Source organism: Limosilactobacillus frumenti DSM 13145, from assembly GCF_001436045.1.
GTDB lineage: Bacteria > Bacillota > Bacilli > Lactobacillales > Lactobacillaceae > Limosilactobacillus > Limosilactobacillus frumenti.
The window spans coordinates 519,565-536,901 of the sequence record NZ_AZER01000016.1 but is presented as its reverse complement, the minus strand read 5'-3'; the positions used below and the strand labels follow the sequence as shown (position 1 = coordinate 536,901).

At 42.7% G+C, this 17,337-nt stretch carries 16 protein-coding genes and 9 tRNA genes; 19 read left to right on the top strand and 6 right to left on the bottom strand.

Going from position 1 to position 17,337, the window contains the following annotated elements; genetic code table 11:
* Positions 1 to 105 precede the first annotated feature (105 nt).
* The 13 genes from FD27_RS07345 (at position 106) to FD27_RS07285 (ending at position 6,197) form a co-directional block, all read left to right on the top strand.
* Positions 106 to 197: transfer RNA gene (locus FD27_RS07345), tRNA-Ser, on the top strand.
* A gap of 6 nt (positions 198 to 203) precedes the next feature.
* Positions 204 to 275 (top strand) — tRNA-Glu (locus FD27_RS07340).
* A gap of 5 nt (positions 276 to 280) precedes the next feature.
* Positions 281 to 353: transfer RNA gene (locus FD27_RS07335), tRNA-Val, on the top strand.
* Positions 354 to 394: 41 nt separating this feature from the next.
* Positions 395 to 467: transfer RNA gene (locus FD27_RS07330), tRNA-Phe, on the top strand.
* 6 nt (positions 468 to 473) lie between these two features.
* Positions 474 to 556, top strand: a tRNA-Tyr gene (locus FD27_RS07325).
* Positions 557 to 562: 6 nt separating this feature from the next.
* A tRNA-Trp gene (locus tag FD27_RS07320) sits at positions 563 to 633 on the top strand.
* A gap of 17 nt (positions 634 to 650) precedes the next feature.
* Positions 651 to 725, top strand: a tRNA-His gene (locus tag FD27_RS07315).
* Positions 726 to 772: 47 nt separating this feature from the next.
* A tRNA-Cys gene (locus tag FD27_RS07310) sits at positions 773 to 843 on the top strand.
* A gap of 21 nt (positions 844 to 864) precedes the next feature.
* Positions 865 to 949: transfer RNA gene (locus FD27_RS07305), tRNA-Leu, on the top strand.
* 690 nt (positions 950 to 1,639) lie between these two features.
* Positions 1,640 to 3,877, top strand: a complete 2,238-nt coding sequence (gene nrdD / locus FD27_RS07300; RefSeq protein WP_057752012.1) for an anaerobic ribonucleoside-triphosphate reductase — start codon at positions 1,640 to 1,642, stop codon at positions 3,875 to 3,877.
* Positions 3,878 to 3,889: 12 nt separating this feature from the next.
* A complete protein-coding gene (gene nrdG, locus FD27_RS07295) occupies positions 3,890 to 4,477 on the top strand; it encodes an anaerobic ribonucleoside-triphosphate reductase activating protein (RefSeq protein ID WP_057752009.1) in 588 nt (195 codons plus the stop codon).
* A gap of 12 nt (positions 4,478 to 4,489) precedes the next feature.
* Positions 4,490 to 5,494 carry a SufD family Fe-S cluster assembly protein gene (locus FD27_RS07290; RefSeq protein WP_057752005.1) on the top strand — a complete coding sequence of 335 codons (1,005 nt, stop codon included), beginning with the start codon at positions 4,490 to 4,492 and terminating at the stop codon, positions 5,492 to 5,494.
* A gap of 382 nt (positions 5,495 to 5,876) precedes the next feature.
* Positions 5,877 to 6,197: a heavy metal-binding domain-containing protein gene (locus FD27_RS07285; protein ID WP_057752072.1), complete on the top strand. Its 321-nt coding sequence runs from the start codon at positions 5,877 to 5,879 to the stop codon at positions 6,195 to 6,197.
* A gap of 40 nt (positions 6,198 to 6,237) precedes the next feature.
* Here FD27_RS07285 and FD27_RS07280 read toward each other — a convergent pair whose 3' ends face one another.
* Entirely contained in the window at positions 6,238 to 6,741 is a 504-nt protein-coding gene (locus FD27_RS07280) for an acyl-CoA thioesterase (RefSeq protein ID WP_057752002.1), read from the bottom strand.
* A gap of 176 nt (positions 6,742 to 6,917) precedes the next feature.
* On the opposite strand from FD27_RS07280, the gene FD27_RS07275 reads away from it, so the two are divergent.
* Both FD27_RS07275 and apf read left to right on the top strand, forming a co-directional pair.
* Positions 6,918 to 8,621, top strand: a complete 1,704-nt coding sequence (locus FD27_RS07275; protein WP_057751999.1) for a phosphoenolpyruvate carboxykinase (ATP) — start codon at positions 6,918 to 6,920, stop codon at positions 8,619 to 8,621.
* Between the two features lie 379 nt (positions 8,622 to 9,000).
* Positions 9,001 to 9,669: an aggregation-promoting factor gene (apf, locus tag FD27_RS07270; protein WP_057751996.1), complete on the top strand. Its 669-nt coding sequence runs from the start codon at positions 9,001 to 9,003 to the stop codon at positions 9,667 to 9,669.
* A gap of 84 nt (positions 9,670 to 9,753) precedes the next feature.
* Here apf and FD27_RS07265 read toward each other — a convergent pair whose 3' ends face one another.
* Positions 9,754 to 10,602, bottom strand: a complete 849-nt coding sequence (locus FD27_RS07265) for an aldo/keto reductase (RefSeq protein WP_057751993.1) — start codon at positions 10,600 to 10,602, stop codon at positions 9,754 to 9,756.
* 295 nt (positions 10,603 to 10,897) lie between these two features.
* Between FD27_RS07265 and FD27_RS07260 the strand changes: the two genes are divergently transcribed.
* Positions 10,898 to 11,329, top strand: coding sequence for an Hsp20/alpha crystallin family protein (locus FD27_RS07260; RefSeq protein WP_057751990.1), 432 nt, complete (start codon positions 10,898 to 10,900; stop codon positions 11,327 to 11,329).
* A 263-nt stretch (positions 11,330 to 11,592) separates the two neighbouring features.
* Here the strand turns inward: FD27_RS07260 and FD27_RS07255 are convergent, their stop codons facing one another.
* The 3 genes from FD27_RS07255 to FD27_RS07250 form a co-directional block, all read right to left on the bottom strand.
* Positions 11,593 to 12,126 carry an HdeD family acid-resistance protein gene (locus FD27_RS07255; RefSeq protein ID WP_057751987.1) on the bottom strand — a complete coding sequence of 178 codons (534 nt, stop codon included), beginning with the start codon at positions 12,124 to 12,126 and terminating at the stop codon, positions 11,593 to 11,595.
* Positions 12,127 to 12,285: 159 nt separating this feature from the next.
* Positions 12,286 to 12,456 carry a hypothetical protein gene (locus tag FD27_RS08740; protein ID WP_157055092.1) on the bottom strand — a complete coding sequence of 57 codons (171 nt, stop codon included), beginning with the start codon at positions 12,454 to 12,456 and terminating at the stop codon, positions 12,286 to 12,288.
* A gap of 34 nt (positions 12,457 to 12,490) precedes the next feature.
* The gene (locus FD27_RS07250) at positions 12,491 to 13,015 is read right to left on the bottom strand and encodes a VanZ family protein (RefSeq protein WP_057751984.1); all 525 of its coding nucleotides are present in this window, start codon (positions 13,013 to 13,015) and stop codon (positions 12,491 to 12,493) included.
* A gap of 141 nt (positions 13,016 to 13,156) precedes the next feature.
* Between FD27_RS07250 and FD27_RS07245 the strand changes: the two genes are divergently transcribed.
* Positions 13,157 to 14,512: an amino acid permease gene (locus FD27_RS07245; protein ID WP_057751981.1), complete on the top strand. Its 1,356-nt coding sequence runs from the start codon at positions 13,157 to 13,159 to the stop codon at positions 14,510 to 14,512.
* Positions 14,513 to 14,666: 154 nt separating this feature from the next.
* Here the strand turns inward: FD27_RS07245 and FD27_RS07240 are convergent, their stop codons facing one another.
* Positions 14,667 to 15,119, bottom strand: a complete 453-nt coding sequence (locus tag FD27_RS07240) for a Fur family transcriptional regulator (protein WP_057751978.1) — start codon at positions 15,117 to 15,119, stop codon at positions 14,667 to 14,669.
* 118 nt (positions 15,120 to 15,237) lie between these two features.
* Here FD27_RS07240 and FD27_RS07235 point away from each other — a divergent pair, with 118 nt between their 5' ends.
* Positions 15,238 to 16,671 carry an MFS transporter gene (locus FD27_RS07235; protein WP_057751975.1) on the top strand — a complete coding sequence of 478 codons (1,434 nt, stop codon included), beginning with the start codon at positions 15,238 to 15,240 and terminating at the stop codon, positions 16,669 to 16,671.
* A gap of 102 nt (positions 16,672 to 16,773) precedes the next feature.
* Entirely contained in the window at positions 16,774 to 17,307 is a 534-nt protein-coding gene (locus FD27_RS07230) for a DNA-3-methyladenine glycosylase I (protein ID WP_057751972.1), read from the top strand.
* Positions 17,308 to 17,337: the final 30 nt, after the last annotated feature.

The following is a 17,337-nucleotide window of genomic DNA, read 5'->3' as shown; positions in this document are numbered from 1 at the left end:
ACGCCGAAAGTAGTTGGGGGATCGCTCCCTGCGAGGATAGGACGTTGCCACGCTAATAAACAGGCTTTGGCACCTGGTTCAGTTTTGTGCCAGGGCTTGGATACTGGAGAGTTGTCCGAGTTGGCCGAAGGAGCAGCATTGGAAATGCTGTATACGGGTTAAAGCCTGTATCAAGGGTTCGAATCCCTTACTCTCCGCTTTATGACCCGTTAGTCAAGTGGTTAAGACACCAGCCTTTCACGCTGGTATCGTGGGTTCAAATCCCGCACGGGTCACTTATGGAGGATTAGCTCAGTTGGGAGAGCGTCTGCCTTACAAGCAGAGGGTCACAGGTTCGAGCCCTGTATCCTCCATTTACAACGAAAGTTGTATAACACCCACATAAGCATAAAATGGCTCGGTAGCTCAGTCGGTAGAGCAACGGATTGAAGCTCCGTGTGTCGGCGGTTCGATTCCGTCCCGCGCCACTTTATGGGGGAGTAGCGAAGTCTGGTTAAACGCGACGGTCTGTAAAACCGTTCCTTCGGGTTCGGTGGTTCGAATCCACTCTCCCCCACTTTATAGGGATATAGTTAAACGGTATAACTACGGTCTCCAAAACCGTCGTTGTGGGTTCGATTCCTACTATCCCTGCTTATCTGAATATTTTGGCGGTAATGGTGAAGTTTGGTTAACACACCGGTTTGTGGGTCCGGCACGCGTGGGTTCGAATCCCACTTACCGCCCTTTTAATTAGACGGGGTTCAAATATCCCGTTTAATTGTAACTATTTGGTGGTATAGCCAAGTGGTAAGGCAGAGGTCTGCAAAACCTTCATCATCGGTTCAAATCCGATTACCACCTTTTAGTTAATTCATATAATTTGCCTCTGTGGCGGAATTGGCAGACGCGCTGGACTCAAAATCCAGTTCCCGTTGAGGGAGTGTGGGTTCGACCCCCACCGGAGGCATTATCAATAACTGTGTGGATTAACTAAAGATAGTTTCTGACGTAACTCATTTGAGTTGCGTCTTTTTTTTATTTTTTCGATAATTTTCTGCCACCTATGAATTTACAGCGAGTATGGTAAAGAATGGTCCATATTGATCGTTAGGTCCTAACTAACTTGGATCTCTTGCATTAGATTTGTTGTGAGGAATAGGTCTGTTACTATAAGCAAAATGGTCAGCGCATGATGGATGGGGCTATCTTTCGGATTATCTAACTGGTTTTGGTGTTGGTAGTAATTGGAGATAGTAACCACTCTCCAAAATATCTTTACAATCGCATTTAGTGGGACAGTATCAACAATATAAATCCTTGTTACGACAGGGGTTGGAGCATGTTCTTAAAATAGCTACCAATCATACATATGACAAAAAAATCATATGTTTTGAGGAAAATAAACTTTTCCGGAAACTTATCTATCGATAATATTTCAAGATAAAAAAAGGCCTAATGAACATAATTACCTATTTTGGAAAGCTAATGTTATCACCTTTATCGATTTATCATTCTGTCCAGAATTACAGATTGAAAAATCGCTGCCTCAAACCATCAGTTTACTACTACATATTGTGGTTGAGATGTCAATCCCTTTCTAAATATTGTAGAAGAGTGTAGGATAATAAGCGTTATATTCAAAAGGGGAGTTACCATCATGAGAGTTGAATTAATGAAAAATACTGAATTAAAAAGCTTAACAAATGTGACCGTTGTTAAGCGCGATGGCACTAAAACACCATTTTATGGCTACAAAATTGACCTTGTACTCCGTGAATTAGCAGCTGACGATGAGACCGTGGCTGCTGTTAAGGATGCATTGGTTGATGCATTTGGTGATCACACTACGGCATCTACCAAAGATATTGCATTAACCTTTGTTAAGGCATTACGCGATGCTGGACATGATGATTTAGCAGATAAATACATTCAATATCGGCAAGCCGATGAAGAACGTTTTGCACACGCTACTGATCCACAATACAAATTGAATCAATTATTTGACCGTAATTCTCGGGTGGTTCACGAAAACGCCAATAAGGATAGTCATGTTTTCAATACCCAACGGGACCTGGAAGCTGGGGTCGTTTCCCGGGCACTAGGTTTACGGATGTTGCCAGAAATCGTTGCTAAGGCTCACATGCGTGGGGACATTCACTGGCACGATTTAGATTATTCACCCGTTACTCCAGAAACCAACTGTTGCTTGATTGACTTTGATGAAATGCTCAAGAACGGGTTCAAGATTGGTAACGCCTGGGTATCTTCACCACGGTCCATTCAAACAGCCACTGCGCAGATGTCACAAATTATCGCGAACGTGGCTTCTTTACAGTACGGTGGTTGTTCTGCCAACCGGATTGATCAACTCTTAGAACCTTATGCCAAGATTAACTATGAAAAGCATTTAAAGGATGCTGAAGAATGGATTGCTCCAGACAAGCGGGAAGCCTTTGCCAAGAAGAAGACGAAGAAGGACATTTACGACGCTATGCAGGCGTTAGAATATGAAATTAATACTTTGTACTCCAGTCAAGGGCAAACACCATTCACGACGGTTAACTTTGGTTTAGGGACGAGTTGGATTTCCCGGGCTATTCAAAAGGCTATTCTGCAAATTCGAATTAAGGGTCTTGGGAAGGAACACCGGACGGCCATCTTTCCTAAGCTGATCTTTACCCTGAAGCGGGGATTGAACCTCAAGCCTGGCGATCCTAACTATGATATTAAGCAGTTAGCCTTGGAGTGCTCTACTAAGCGAATGTATCCTGATATCTTAATGTATGACAAGATTAAGGAAATTACAGGTAGCTTCAAGACACCGATGGGTTGTCGTTCATTCCTGCAAGGGTGGAAGGACCCTGAAACGGGCAAAGAAGTTAATTCAGGTCGGATGAACCTCGGTGTTGTCACCGTTAACTTGCCACGGATTGCCTTGGAAGCGCATGGCGACAAGGACCTCTTCTGGCACATCTTCCAGGAAAAGATGAATATTTGCCACACTGCCTTGAAGTACCGGATTGCCCGGACCAAGCAAGCTAAGCCAGAAAATGCACCATTACTGTACATGTATGGGGCCTTTGGCAAGCGGCTCAAGAAGACAGATAGTGTTGATGAAGTCTTTAAGAATAGTCGGGCTACAGTTTCACTGGGTTACATTGGCCTATATGAAGTCTGCACCACATTTTACGGACCACAATGGGAACACAATAAGGAAGCACATGACTTCGCTGTTTCAATTACGAAGGCCATGCACGACCTGTGTGCTAAGTGGGAATCCGAAGAAGGTTACCACTACAGTCTGTACTCAACTCCTGCTGAATCTTTGACTGATACTTTCTGCCAGGATGATATTGCCAAATTTGGCCGGGTTGAAGACGTTACCGACAAGGAATACTACACAAACAGTTTCCACTATGATGTTCGGAAACACCCAACTCCATTTGAAAAGCTGGAATTTGAAGAGGACTTCCCATACCAAGCCGCTGGTGGCTTTATCCACTACTGCGAATATCCAAACTTGCGGCAGAATCCGAAGGCCTTGGAAGCTGTTTGGGACTGGGCATATGACCATGTTGGTTACCTGGGAACAAACACTTCAATTGACCAATGCTTCAAGTGCGGCTTCAAGGGTGAATTTGAAGCCACAGCACGAGGCTTTAAGTGTCCACAGTGTGGTAACCACGATCCTGCTACCTGTGACGTTGTCAAGCGGACATGTGGTTACCTGGGTAATCCTCAACAACGGCCAATGGTTCATGGTCGCCACGAAGAAATTATCCACCGGGTAAAGCACATGTCTTCGTCAATGGTGAAGTCGGCAGCTGAATTTGAAAAGAACCGCCAAAACGATTCCAAGCAAATGCATGCTGATATTACTGGTCAACAAATCTAAGGAGGCCTTTTTGTGCCACAAGACGGACGAGTACGATTACCAAAGAATCCTAAACCCAAAGAGTGGCTGGCTAAGGACCACTCATTACAATATGTTGCGGACTACAAACCCTTTAACTTTGTTGATGGTGAAGGGGTGCGGTGTAGTATTTACGTGAGTGGGTGCCTATTCAATTGTCCCGGCTGCTATAACAAAGCTGCCCAGAACTTCCATTATGGTCAACCCTACACGAAGGAATTAGAAGATCAGATTATGGAAGACCTATCACAGTCATATGTACAAGGATTAACCCTCTTAGGTGGGGAGCCATTCCTGAACACTCAAGTATGTTTAAAACTTATTCACCGGTTGCGGAAAGAATTTGGTCATAAGAAGGATATTTGGGCATGGTCTGGTTACACGTGGGAAGAACTCCTCAAAGACTCCGCCGATAAGCTGGAAATGCTCCACAATATCGATATTCTAGTGGATGGCCGTTTTCTCTTAGCGAAGAAGGACTTGACCTTACAATTCCGGGGCAGTTCTAACCAGCGGATTATTGACGTGCCAAAGTCCTTTAAAGAAGGTCACATTCATATCTGGGATAAATTAGTACACTAGCGGGGTGTGGCGATGGAGACAAATTTACTTAGGCAAGTCCAAGCAAATGCAATACACCAGCCGGCTTGGTTACAGAAGAAGCGGGCGCTGGCAGTGATGCTAAAGAACCGGTTCAAGTTGGCTCCCGGACAGCAGACTTTTATGGAAGCTTGGCAGGACCCTCAAATGTTAACGGATAGTGAGCCTTCATATCAGCTGCATTTGGCTAATGACTATGTGGCTCTGCCACTGCAAAAGGCCGTTTTGCAGTATCCGGAGTTACTCCAGGAAAATTTAATGGAGAAGGCTGTGCGCTGGCAGGATAATCAATTGAATGCGATGCACCTGGCGTTGATGGATGCTGGACAATTCGTTTATGTGCCAGACCAACAAAAGTTAACCCAGCCATTACAGTTCAAACTTGAATCACATAGCCAGAATCCCCACAATCTGATTATTGTGGGTGCTGGCTCTGAGGTGACAATTGAAGAGCACAGTCGTTATTTGAATCCAGAACCGACTTATGCAGCAACTGAAATCCTGGTTGGGACCGGAGCAACGGTTCATTATCGACAGGAAGAACGCTTCCGGACTAGTCAGATCCGCCATGCGATTCATGTTTATCAGGCTCGGCAAGCTCAGGTTGATTTAGCAGTGGTTACGCCACCAGGTCAAGAAAGCTATTCGTCACTATATAGTTTTCTTGATGGGAACGGCAGTCAATGGTCATTAGACCTCGCCGCGATGGCAGAGCATGGTCAACACCTTCAAGTTGATACTCTTGTTGATGGCTATGGGATGGACACCACTGCCAATGTCAACGAGTGGGGATGGCATTCTGCTGATGGTCAAATTGATTTTGGCAAACTGGCAACGGTCGATGACGAACCACTGCCACTCACCCAGCATTCTTACTTAGGCAGTCCGAATGGGGTGCGTATTGATGGTCAAATTGATTCTACGATGTCCTATGCTTCGGTTCAGGACTTCTTTGATCAAAAACGGGTTACTAATGATTGGTTAAAAGAACAACTATAAAGAAGCTGGGAATTAACCTTTTCAAGAGCCTGGTGGGCTAACCTAGAACGATGAATGGTGATAAAATCACCAGAATCGTTCATAGTTAGCTTCGAAGGCTCTGGTTAATTCCCGCGATTAGACTTGGTAAGTGTGAGACTATTAGTAATATTGAAAAGGATGAGAAAAAGCAGAAATGTTTTTCTCATCCTTTTGCTATAATATGGTTATTGCATAACAAGGAGAAAAGAAGATGCTGTTCAAATCAAAGCAAGATGAAGAGACCATTAAACGGGCCCAACAGATGTACGGAAAAGGAATTAATCGGGGATTAGCTGGCTTTGTTCCTAATAGTAAAAAGAAGCGTCAGGCTCAAGCAGCGGAGCACCAAGAAAATGAACAAATTATTTTAACCACAACAGAATTAATTCCCGGACAAGACTACACCATTATTGATGAAGTCTTCGGTATTACCACCCAATCGCAAAATGCCATTGCGGACTTTGGCGCTAGTGTAAAACAAACCATTGGTGGCGAATTAAAGGCGTACACGAAAGCCGCTGAACATGCGCGACAAGTGGCGATTAAACGATTACGGATGGCAGCCAAAGCAAAACATGCTGATGCGGTTGTTGGCATGAAATTTGATTCAGAAGTGGCGACGGTGAATGGTAGTCAGGTTCAGACAGTCGTTGCTTACGGAACCGCTGTGAAATTTGAATAAATGAAAAGGCGAGAGTGTTGGATGCACCCTCGTCTTTTACTTACCATGGCTTATGTGTGCTAATGGCATTAATGATTTGCTCTTGCTTGCCCCGATTTGCTTTCCGGTGTTGCCGCCGTGTCTCATAGCCAGCGACCATTGCTTTCTGCTCACCGTTTTCGGGGATGACCCGGTCAAACTTGATCTCAGTATTCGGATCCTGAATGACATAGGTCATAAAGCAGGTAAAGCCGACAAAACGTTCACCAGTCATTAGGTGCTCGCCAATTACCTTTACAAACACTTCTAAGGAACGGTGACCAACGCCAGTTACGTATGCTTCCATGCACATTGAATCTTGTAATTTAAATGGCTTTAAGAACTGAACATGGTCCATCGCTGCAGTAACAACTGTTGAATGGGTGATCCGCATGGCAGCTACAGAAGCTTCACCGTCTACCAATTCTAAAATTCGACCACCAAATACCGTCCCGTGTTCATTTAAGTCGGCGTTGAACACTCGGTGTAAGGAGACGGCTAAGGTTTGATTACATTTAATATCCATTTTTAATCTCCTTGTTAATAATCTTCACTCTTTTATTCTAGCATATTTATTTAAATCGCTTTCATTAATCAAATAAGTTTTAATTGAAAAAATCATAATTTTTTTATCATTTTATTGTCATTTTTATTTAAAAATAAACTATAATGGAAACAGTTTGAGACGAAAGGATGAGCTTAATGTCAAACGAAAAAAGTCAGATTGTTGATACGAAGGCCTTGTATGTTAACCCAGACCGGGGAGTAGCAACACTGAATTACAGTCAAGCATACTTCACTGATATTTATTCTTTAATCAATAGTGACGGGTTTAAGCACATCGTCAAATTGTACTTGGATTCCCGCAATCCAGATAATGATGATGACGCCTTTGATAACGCCAGCGTTGACGAATTCGTTGATGTCTTAAAGAAGATCATGGTTGATGACGACAGTGCTTATGGGACCTATGATCCAAAAGACATTTTAGCTTCTGTCGAAGAATTGTATTCATATTACCGTTCCTTATTACGGGTTTCAGTAATTAACTACAATGACAACAAGATCGTAGGAAATGAATTCCGGACCATTGATACTCAATTCAATGATCTGGTTCGGAAAGTTTATCGGATTGTCGAAGAAAAACTGCAAGGATTTGAGAACCGAACATACCGTCAAGTGAACGCGGCCACTAACGCAACGATGTTAGTTCAACAACATAACTGGCGGATTCCAGAAGGTTACCAAGAATTAAAGGATATTGACTTTATTAATACGGTAATGCTTCGTCCACCAATGATGATGCACACCAAGAGTAACAAGCGGGAAGGGGTCTTCTCCGCTGTTCAGCAAAACCCAGTTGCTCGTTTCCACGGGGAACGTGGTAAGTGGTACTGCTACCCAGCTAAGATTGGGGAAAGCCTGGCATTCATTTACTTTAACGTTGATTACCTGGTTAACGGAATTGCCCTTTCTAACCTCTTCCAATTAGCTTCCCCAGAAGAAGTTGAAGGTGCTAAGCCAGATGAAATTGTTCTCTTTGGTCTTGAAAAGACTGAAGGAATGGTTTCTCACTACTTCCACGATGAAGCTAATGACATCTGGGTTGGTGAAGTACCATACACTGATAAGACGACTTACTTTGGCTACATGAAGAAGATGTGCCTGACCGTTCACAACTTACACCAAATTTACGCTGGTAAGTTGCCAATTCACGGTTCCATGGTTAAGATTCGCTTCACTAATGGTAAGGAAAAGAACGTTGTCTTCTTCGGTGATTCAGGTGCCGGAAAGTCTGAGTCAATTGAAGCTTTGCAAGAATTAGCTGATGACAAGATTGTCAGCATGGAAACCATCTTTGATGATATGGGAAGCTTCACTTTGACCTCTGGTGAACCAGGTATCTATGCTCAGGGGACTGAAACTGGTGCCTTTGTTCGTCTGGATGACTTGAGCTCTGCCGTGGCCTTCAACAACATGGACCGTGGTGTTTACCTGAACCCAGAATTGTCTAACGCCCGGGTTATTATCCCAGCTGACACTTACGAAAACGTTGTTAAGCCGCACCACATTGATATGTGGCTCTACGCTAATAACTACAGCGATGAAGTTGGTATTCACCGCTTTGACACTAAGGACGAAGCTGAAAAGGTCTTTATTGCTGGTAAGCGTAAGGCCCTTGGTACGACTGATGAAGTTGGGATGAGCACGACCTTCTTTGCTAACCCATTTGGTCCAGTTCAAGAAGAAGAAAAGACACGGCCAATTATTGAGAAGACCTTCAGCAAGCTCTTTGACCAAGGCATCTACGTTGGTGAAATTTACACCCACCTTGGTAATGACAAGTCCAAAGACGCATTGTCTGAATCTGCTCGTGAATTGTTGGATGTCTTAATGAACCAATAATTTTATTACAAACAGACTAAAATTGAAATGTTCTCGTAACATAAGCGTGTTGCGAGAACATTTTTTGTACTTTTAAAATGTTTTTGACGGAAATATTCAAATTTAGCTATCTTTTTATGAACAATTGTCATAAAAAAATTAATTATAAGAGCTGTGTGTAATTAGCATTTGTAAAAGCTAGACCGCCAATTTAACAATCCAGATTATTGTTGTATTACAATTTTTTACATCAAAATCAGGAATTGAAAACCGCTAGTAATCCGTTCGTAATGGTAACCATGTATAGTAGGAACCGTTGAAAGAAGTTAAACATTTCTTTCCAAAGACAATTAACATCAAATTACACAAGAACAATAGAAAAGGATGGATTGATTTATATATGAAGTTATCTAAGAAAACAGCTAAGATTACAGCAGCCATTGCCGGTGCCGTTGCATTAGGTACCGTTGCTACTGCAACCACCGCTAACGCCGACAGTATTTATACTGTTCAAGCCGGCGACACCCTTTCTGGGATTTCTTACAAATTCGGTCATGACTTAACTTTTGTTGATACTTTAGCTGCTAACAAGAACTTAATCTATGTTGGTCAAAAGTTAGTAATTACAGATGATGGTGAAGTGGCACCTGCTACTCAACAACAGGTGGAAACTTTACCTGAAACTAATGGTACGAACGCTAATGCTACTAACAACACTTCTGCTAACACTACTGCTAACACTACTGTTAACAATGGTGCTGCTAGTCAAAACAATGGCAATTACAACAGTGCAAGTGCAAACACTACTAGTGCTAATGCCTCTGCTTACACTTCTGGTGTTTCTGGCAACGATGCAGCTGCAAAGGCATGGATTGCTGCTCGTGAATCTGGTGGTAACTATGGTGCCCGGAATGGTCAATACGTTGGTAAGTACCAACTTTCCGCATCATACTTAAATGGTGACTACTCTGCTGCTAACCAAGAACGAGTAGCTGACCAATACGTTGCTAACCGTTACGGTTCTTGGAGTGCCGCACAGTCATTCTGGCAATCACACGGTTGGTACTAAAATAAACTTAACAATTAATAATTGATCAAAAAGAGCACCGCGTCTTCGATGAAAATCGGCAATGCGATGCTCTTTTGTGTTGGTTTAAATAATTGCTAACGGTTCTTTGTGGGTTGGCGTTGGGAATTCTTGACTGAGGGCGGTTAATTCATCAGCTGTAAAGGTAATTTGACCAGCAGTAACGTTATCAACAGCGTGTTCTTTTTGCCCGGCTTTAGGGATCGTGAGGACATTATCGTTTCGGATGGTCCAAGCCAGCATGATTTGATAAACACTTGCGGAATGATTGGTGGCGATTTCTTGTAAGACTTTATTATGCGTTAACTTGCCAGAGATAGTATCAGCCTCAGCCAGTGGCGAGTAAGCAATTAGCGGTACCTGGTGATCGTTCATCCACGGGATAAGATTATATTCGATACCACGCTCATCTAAGTTATATAGGTCTTCATTAGCAACACAGTGATTGCCATCAGGAAGTTTCCACAGCTCTTTCATATCGGCGGTATCAAAATTTGAGACTCCCCATGATTTAATTTTGCCCTTTTGCTGCATTCTTTCGAGCTCAATTACGGTTTCGGCAAGGGGGATGCTACCACGCCAATGAAGAAGGTAAAGGTCAAAATAATCTGTTCCGACCATCTTAAGACTACGATCGAGACGATGCTCTAAGTTTGCCTTACCAGCATTACTAGGCAGAACCTTATCAATAATGAAGAGATCTTCACGATTGAAAGGCTGAATGGCTTGGCTAATTAGTTTTTCTGAACGACCATTTCCGTACATTTCCGCCGTATCAATTACCCGCGCACCAGCGTTAATTGCTGCCTGGACAGCGGCAATTTCATCTTGTCGTGTTGTACTTGAATCACCCAAGTTCCAAGTGCCAATCCCGACTGCAGGCAAATTCCGGTGATTAATTTTTACCATTTTCATGATAACAAGCCTCCTTATCTGTTACTAATATCATTGTAACATTGGCTTGCATCAACATTCATATGACAGAAAATTCATATGTTCGAAAAAAGTTGGAGAAAAATTTTATTAATGCCTATCAATTGTCAAACTTGAGAAGCCTTGGGAGAGTAGTGACAACAGCCTTGGTCAATAATGGTCAAATGATTTTTAGCAGTTAAAGTACTTGAGTGCTAAAAAACTATTGTATTTACACCGGAAGTGGTTAAGATAGTAAGTGTAATCAAGATCAAGTTAACAGAAAGGAAGCTTTATTATGGCTAATGATTTAACACGTCGCAACAATTTCTTAGATAACATGATGAACATGCGTAACTGGATGAATGATGACTTCTTTAGTGATTTAGCACCAGTTGCTGACCATATGAAGACCGACATTTCTGAAAACGATAAGAGTTACACTGTAAAGGTGGATATGCCAGGATTCGCTAAGAAGGATATTCACATTGATTACGCTAATAACATTTTGTCCATTACTGGTCATCGTGACACCTTCTCTGATGACGCTGATAAGGAAGGTAACGTTCTCCACAGTGAACGTCGTTACGGCCAAATGAGTCGTCAATATCGTCTGCCAGATGTTGACCGTTCTGCTATCAGTGCTCACTATGAAAATGGTGTTTTAACCATGAGTTTGCCAAAGTTGCAAGCTGACAACAGTAATGACAGTCATATTGAGATTGACTAATATAGAGTGATGAACCGTTAAAATTTTACGATGATAGTGCCCTCCTGATGAATATGCGCAGGCATCTAGGCAGGAGGGCATTATCTTGAGCAGAATTAGGCGAATCACGTTTCGGCAACGACAACTAAAAAAGCAGGATTGAACATTTAAACTATTTATTCTACTGAGCTGTTAAGCTTTAGTTATTCATAGTGCCATAAACATCTCCAAATAGAGTAAAGGAGCTCGACGATAAATACGACATCGTCGAGCTCCTTTATTATTTAACAAAATGCTTGAATGATTTTAACAGCCCCAAAGAGAATTAAGAAAGTGGAAATAATCCACACAATGGTCATTGCAGAGATCATTGGGCTGAAGAGCAACACAATTCCTAAAGCAAAACCTAAAATACTCAGGATGACCAGAATCCAGTAATGACTAGTAGCGGTAATCCCTTTAAGCACACGTGTCATCATAAAGTCCATTAACGAATCAAACATGAACCAGATGGCAAAAATGATTGCAATGTATAGCACTCCAAAGCCAGGATAAAAAATAAACATAATTCCTAATAGTAGGTCAATAAAACCAGAGAAAACTATCCAGCCAGTAGATCCACCGAGGGTCCGTACCCAGCGCCGCCGAATCAAGAGCTCGTAGATCCCATACAGGAGAAAGCCAACACCCATAACTACAGATAATAAATGTAACGTTTTATCTGGACGCATGAATGACACAAAACCAGCTAATAGAAATAAAATCCCAATAATTAAACTTGCCCAGTCAAAACGGCGCATACCAGTTTGACGATCCATCTTGATCAAACTCCTTTCAAAACAACTATTATTCTAGCGTATTCACGTTTTAATACTACCTTAATAATAAACGAAAAAGCCTCTGAATGCTTCATAAATAAACAATTCAGAGGGATAGGTAGCGACAATATTACAACTAAGACTATCGCTTAATAAAACTTAGATATGTTCCTTGATTCCATTTGCAAAGTCTTTATCGATTTCCTTCAAAATCGGAAGCAAGTAATTAACGTACTGGTGGTAAGCCTCAATTGGCTTCATTCCCTTAGCATTGGCTTGCAGCAATGCAATGGCAATGTCATGGGCCCGTTGTTCATTGGAAATCATCATTAATCACCTCAATGCTACCAGTGTAACAGATTTTCTAATTAAGGGTAAAAGGTTTAATGATTTTGTGGAGAAAAGTATGATCAAGCCACTCAATAATAATAAAACCAAGGAGGGCCCCGACGGTATTAGTGATGACGTCATCGATATCAGCGACCCGGCCAATATTAAATAGGAAGTCGCATACAAACTGGTTGCCCTCAATAAAACAAGAGAATATACAGCCAATAATTAGCGCGGTGAGGGGATGCAGCTTTGGCCAGCAGAGGTAGAGAAGAATCCCAAATGGAATGGTCATAACAATATTGAGAAACCACTCCATGTCAATCTGCTGAAAAGCAATAAGGTTATACGGCACCCCATGGAAGTAGCGCAAGTTGCGATTAGCAGTCATAAAATTGAAGACAATTGGGGTTAGACATAAACGGCATAGGATAATTAAATAGGCGCTAGCACCAATAATTGTGATCCGCTGCCAAAATTTATGAAAGCGTGACCAATTAAGTACTACCACGACCAGAATTAAGATTGTATAACCAATAAACGGGATCCACCCTGACATTTAATTACTCCCTCTCTGCAAAAAAGGTATACAATTAAAGCTCGTATGGAGCAATAACAGTCTTATTGTAACGAACTAGGTAGCACTTCGGTAGTGCTATTAAATGTGATTTAACAAATATTAAAGGGAGTTGTGTTGAGCGTGGCAGAAAAAGCCAAAATGAAACGCAGCCTAAAGAGTCGCCATATTCAATTAATGGCATTAGGTGGAACAATCGGGACCGGGCTATTTCTTGGTTCCGGGCAAGCCATCCATATCGCAGGGCCATCAATCCTGTTGGCGTACCTAATTACTGGGATTGTATGTTTCTTTATCCTGCGGGTACTGGGCGAACTATTGATGGCGGATTTGAATTATCGGTCATTTGTTGATGCGATCCGGGTTTACTTAGGCCCACGGGTGAGTTTTGTCACCGGTTGGGCATACTGGGCGTGTTGGATTGCCCTGGCAATGGCAGAAATAACGGCCATTGGGATGTATTTTCAATTATGGTTACCAAATTGTCCTCAGTGGATTCCCGGTTTACTAACGTTGCTGGTTTTAATATGTATTAACCTAATTACTGTCTCCGCGTTTGGGGAACTCCAATTCTGGTTTGCCCTAATTAAAATTTTGGCCATCGCGCTGTTAGTGGCGGTGGGGATTGTGATGATGATCATTGGCTTCCATACCAAGGGTGGCGGTGTAGCTTCGCCCGTTAATCTGATCAGTCATGGTGGTTTCTTTGCTCGTGGCATGAAGGGCTTTATTTTGTCCTTCCAAATGGTGGTTTTCGCCTTTGTTGGTATTGAAATGGTGGGGATGACTGCTGCTGAAGCAGAGAACCCCCGCAAGGTTATTCCACGAGCAATTAATGCAATTCCGTTCCAGATCTTGCTATTCTACGTGGCCGCATTAGCAGTTATCATGTGCATTTTTCCGTGGGACCAGCTTTTACCATCGAAGAGTCCGTTTGTCATGGTTTTTCATGATATCGGTTTTTCTGGTGCCGCTAGTCTGATTAACTTCGTGGTAGTGACTGCCGCAGCTTCGGCATGTAATAGTTCCCTGTATACGACTGGGCGGATGTTGGCCGAATTAACGTCAACGTCGCACCGGCCAGGAATTCGTCGTATTTCTCGTTTGTCAAAGAACTCAGTGCCTGCCTTGGCTGTCCTTATTTCGGCCGGGGTAATCGCCATTGCTGCGATCTTAAACATTGTGATGCCGGGTGGTGTCTTTACTGTAATCTCTAGTATTGCTACAACGAGCTTCCTGTTCATTTGGGCCTTTATTGCTTTGACCCACCTGCGTTACCTGAACAGTCATCCCCGTCAGCGGACATTTAAGGTTCCCGGAGCACCTTTTACCGACTACCTGATTCTGTTGTTCCTGGCATTCGTCTTTATTGTTCTGTGCTTGGATAAGCAGACCCTTGGTGCATTGATCTTTACTCTGATCTGGTTTGCTTGTCTCGGCGTGGCCTCATTGTCGCAACCAAAACGACTATCGAAATAAATAAAAAGTGAGATCGGACTAGCTTGCTAGTTTGGCTTTCACCTCGTCAATACAAAAAAGGCTCCAGTGTTCGGATAATCCGAACGCTAGAGCCACTTTTTGGACTGCGCTGTAGCAATTTCAACTATGGAATGGACTGATATCGCCGCTGCTCCTAATTTAGATGCAGTTTTCGTTGACAATCGGGACATAAGCCGTGAACTTCAATGTTATTTCCAGTAACCAAGTAACCCGTTTGCTCACGGGTCATGTTTGCCAGTTCCTCGCTAACGTCTTTGAAATGCGGATCGAAGACATCGGTGATTTTGCCACAATTATCACAGACAACGTGGTAATGGGGATGACCAAAGTAATCATAATGGGTGCTGCCGTCACCATTCTTCAGTTCGATTACGAGGTTGTATTCCACAAATAACTTTAACGTGTTGTAAACCGTGGCCATACTGATGTTGGCGACGGAATCCTTGAGGTCGTCAAAGATCATTTCAACACTTGGATGAGTATGATGACTAATAAGATACTTTAGAATCATTTTTCGTTGCGGGGTCATACGAACATGGCCCTGTTTAAGTTGTTCAACTGCGTGGTTAAATTCTTGATCTGCCAAAGTACTCACCTCACGATTCCCAACATTATATTTATTTATATTATAGCATTTACATTTGTGAATTCCAGAGTTTATAATGTTCATTGTAGTTAATAATAATTCTAAAGAAGGTATATTAATGACAATTTCAAAAGATCAAAACGGCCGTTCATATAGTCGTTTTTGGTTTATTTTTACGTTGTTAGTCGGCACCTTTACGATGTCAATTAGTCAGTCATCATTGTCGACCGCTTATCCAACCTTGATGCGGGCATTTGGTATCTCCGCATCGACTGTGCAATGGTTGACGACTGGCTTTATGCTGGTTATGTGTGTATCCATGCCCATTAGCCCATGGATGTTGAATAACTTAAACTTCAAGACAATGTTCATTGGGGCATTGGCCTTATTTGATATTGGATCGTTAATGATTATTTTGACACCCGCCTCTTGGGGAACCAGTGGTTTCTGGTTCATGATGATTGGTCGGGCATTAGAAGCATTTGCGGTCGGGGTCCTTTTCCCATCCTATCAATCAGTCCTGTTGGAAATTACCCCAACTGATTCCCGAGGAACCACGATGGGGGTTGCTGGACTTGTGATGGGGTCTGCCTTAGCCTGTGGACCAATTGTTTCAGGAATTGTGCTGAAGTTCTTTGATTGGAAGAGCCTTTTTGTGCTTTTCATGATCATTATCACCGTCATCATCCTGATGGCTGGCCTGGGCTTGATTCGCGATGTGATGCCACGACACGAAACAACCCTAGATTGGTTATCGGTGATCCTATCAATCGGTTTGATTGGGGTTATGTACGTTATTAATCAGGCCGGGAAGAACAACATTAATTGGGCCCTCGATGGCACAATTTTGATCGTCAGCATCTTAGCGATTGCCTGGTTCTGCTTACGTCAATTACATCTTACGGAACCATTACTGGAATTGCGGGTTATGAAGACCTTTAACTATGACTTAGCAATTTTGCTGACTTCTATCTCTTACATTGCCCTGATTGTTACGACCATTATCTTTCCGCTGTACTATCAAGGCGTGCTGCATGTTAGCCCATTTGTTTCCGGTATGTCATTGGTTCCCGGAGCAGTGTTCTTAAGTATTTTGAACCCACTGACGGGAACGTTAGCTGATAAAATTGGCTTTAAACCCACCATGCTAGTCGGTATGACAATGATTGTTGTTGGCTGGATCGCCGGCTTGACGATGATTAGCCATCTTAGTCTGTGGGGGATGATCATTTGTGCAATGGTCATTGAAGGCGGCAATGCCTTCGTAATGATGCCAGCAGTTACCCTGGGTGCTAATTCCTTGCCAAACGAATTGGTACCTCATGGGACAGCGGTGATTACAACAGTGCGGCAGGTTCTCGGTTCGACCGGGGTCACAGTCGCTACCCTTATTTTGACTAACGCTGCTAATCACAGCATTAGTCGTGGAATGTCCACTTTGGCGGCTAACTTACATGGCTACCGGCTAGTATTCATTACGATGATTGTGGTAGAAGTGATTGGCTTCTGCTTAGCATTGGTACTTAAAAATACCAAAAAAGTGCAAAAGTAATTAAATTACGTTTTTATATTAATAGGGAATGAAGCAGCCTCTTTATAGAAGCTGTTTCTTTTGTTACTTAACGTTATAATGATGACCACGAGGAGGAATAACATGACAAAACGACCACGTTGGGCAGAAGAATCACCATCGATGCGCGACTATTATGACCACTACTGGGGCATCCCCGACCACGATGAAAATCATTTGTTTAAAATGTTGACTTTGGAACTCTTCCAAGCGGGGCTTACCTGGGCGACCATTTGGCAACGGCAAGCAGCGTTCAGTCAGGCATTTGCCGATTTTGATGTGGACCAGGTAGCTAATTTTAACCAAGATGATATTGAACGATTAATGCAGGATAAACATATTATTCGTAATCGTCGTAAAATTATGGCGACAATTAACAATGCCCAGGTGATCAGCCGCTGGCACCGGGATGGCAATAATTTTACCGACTATGCTTGGTCATTCGTTGATGGTCAGTCGCAGCGCTTGCGTTTAAATGGGCAACCTCTGCCAGCGCAGACACCAGCATCAGTGGCCATGTCTAAACAAATGAAGAAGGATGGCTTTAAGTTTGTCGGGCCAACAATTATTTATTCCTTCATGACTGCCGTTGGATTAGTTAATGCACGTGAAGAATAAGATGTTTAATTGAATATCATGGGCAAATTA

Bases quoted from the DNA above. Each gene is read 5' to 3' on its own strand.
- nrdD (WP_057752012.1), top strand. From the start codon at position 1,640: ATGAGAGTTGAATTAATGAAAAATACTGAATTAAAAAGCTTAACAAAT.
- FD27_RS07290 (WP_057752005.1), top strand. From the start codon at position 4,490: ATGGAGACAAATTTACTTAGGCAAGTCCAAGCAAATGCAATACACCAG.
- FD27_RS07280 (WP_057752002.1), bottom strand. From the start codon at position 6,741: ATGGATATTAAATGTAATCAAACCTTAGCCGTCTCCTTACACCGAGTG.
- FD27_RS07275 (WP_057751999.1), top strand. From the start codon at position 6,918: ATGTCAAACGAAAAAAGTCAGATTGTTGATACGAAGGCCTTGTATGTT.
- apf (WP_057751996.1), top strand. From the start codon at position 9,001: ATGAAGTTATCTAAGAAAACAGCTAAGATTACAGCAGCCATTGCCGGT.
- FD27_RS07265 (WP_057751993.1), bottom strand. From the start codon at position 10,602: ATGAAAATGGTAAAAATTAATCACCGGAATTTGCCTGCAGTCGGGATT.
- FD27_RS07260 (WP_057751990.1), top strand. From the start codon at position 10,898: ATGGCTAATGATTTAACACGTCGCAACAATTTCTTAGATAACATGATG.
- FD27_RS07255 (WP_057751987.1), bottom strand. From the start codon at position 12,126: ATGGATCGTCAAACTGGTATGCGCCGTTTTGACTGGGCAAGTTTAATT.
- FD27_RS08740 (WP_157055092.1), bottom strand. From the start codon at position 12,456: ATGATGATTTCCAATGAACAACGGGCCCATGACATTGCCATTGCATTG.
- FD27_RS07250 (WP_057751984.1), bottom strand. From the start codon at position 13,015: ATGTCAGGGTGGATCCCGTTTATTGGTTATACAATCTTAATTCTGGTC.
- FD27_RS07235 (WP_057751975.1), top strand. From the start codon at position 15,238: ATGACAATTTCAAAAGATCAAAACGGCCGTTCATATAGTCGTTTTTGG.
- FD27_RS07230 (WP_057751972.1), top strand. From the start codon at position 16,774: ATGACAAAACGACCACGTTGGGCAGAAGAATCACCATCGATGCGCGAC.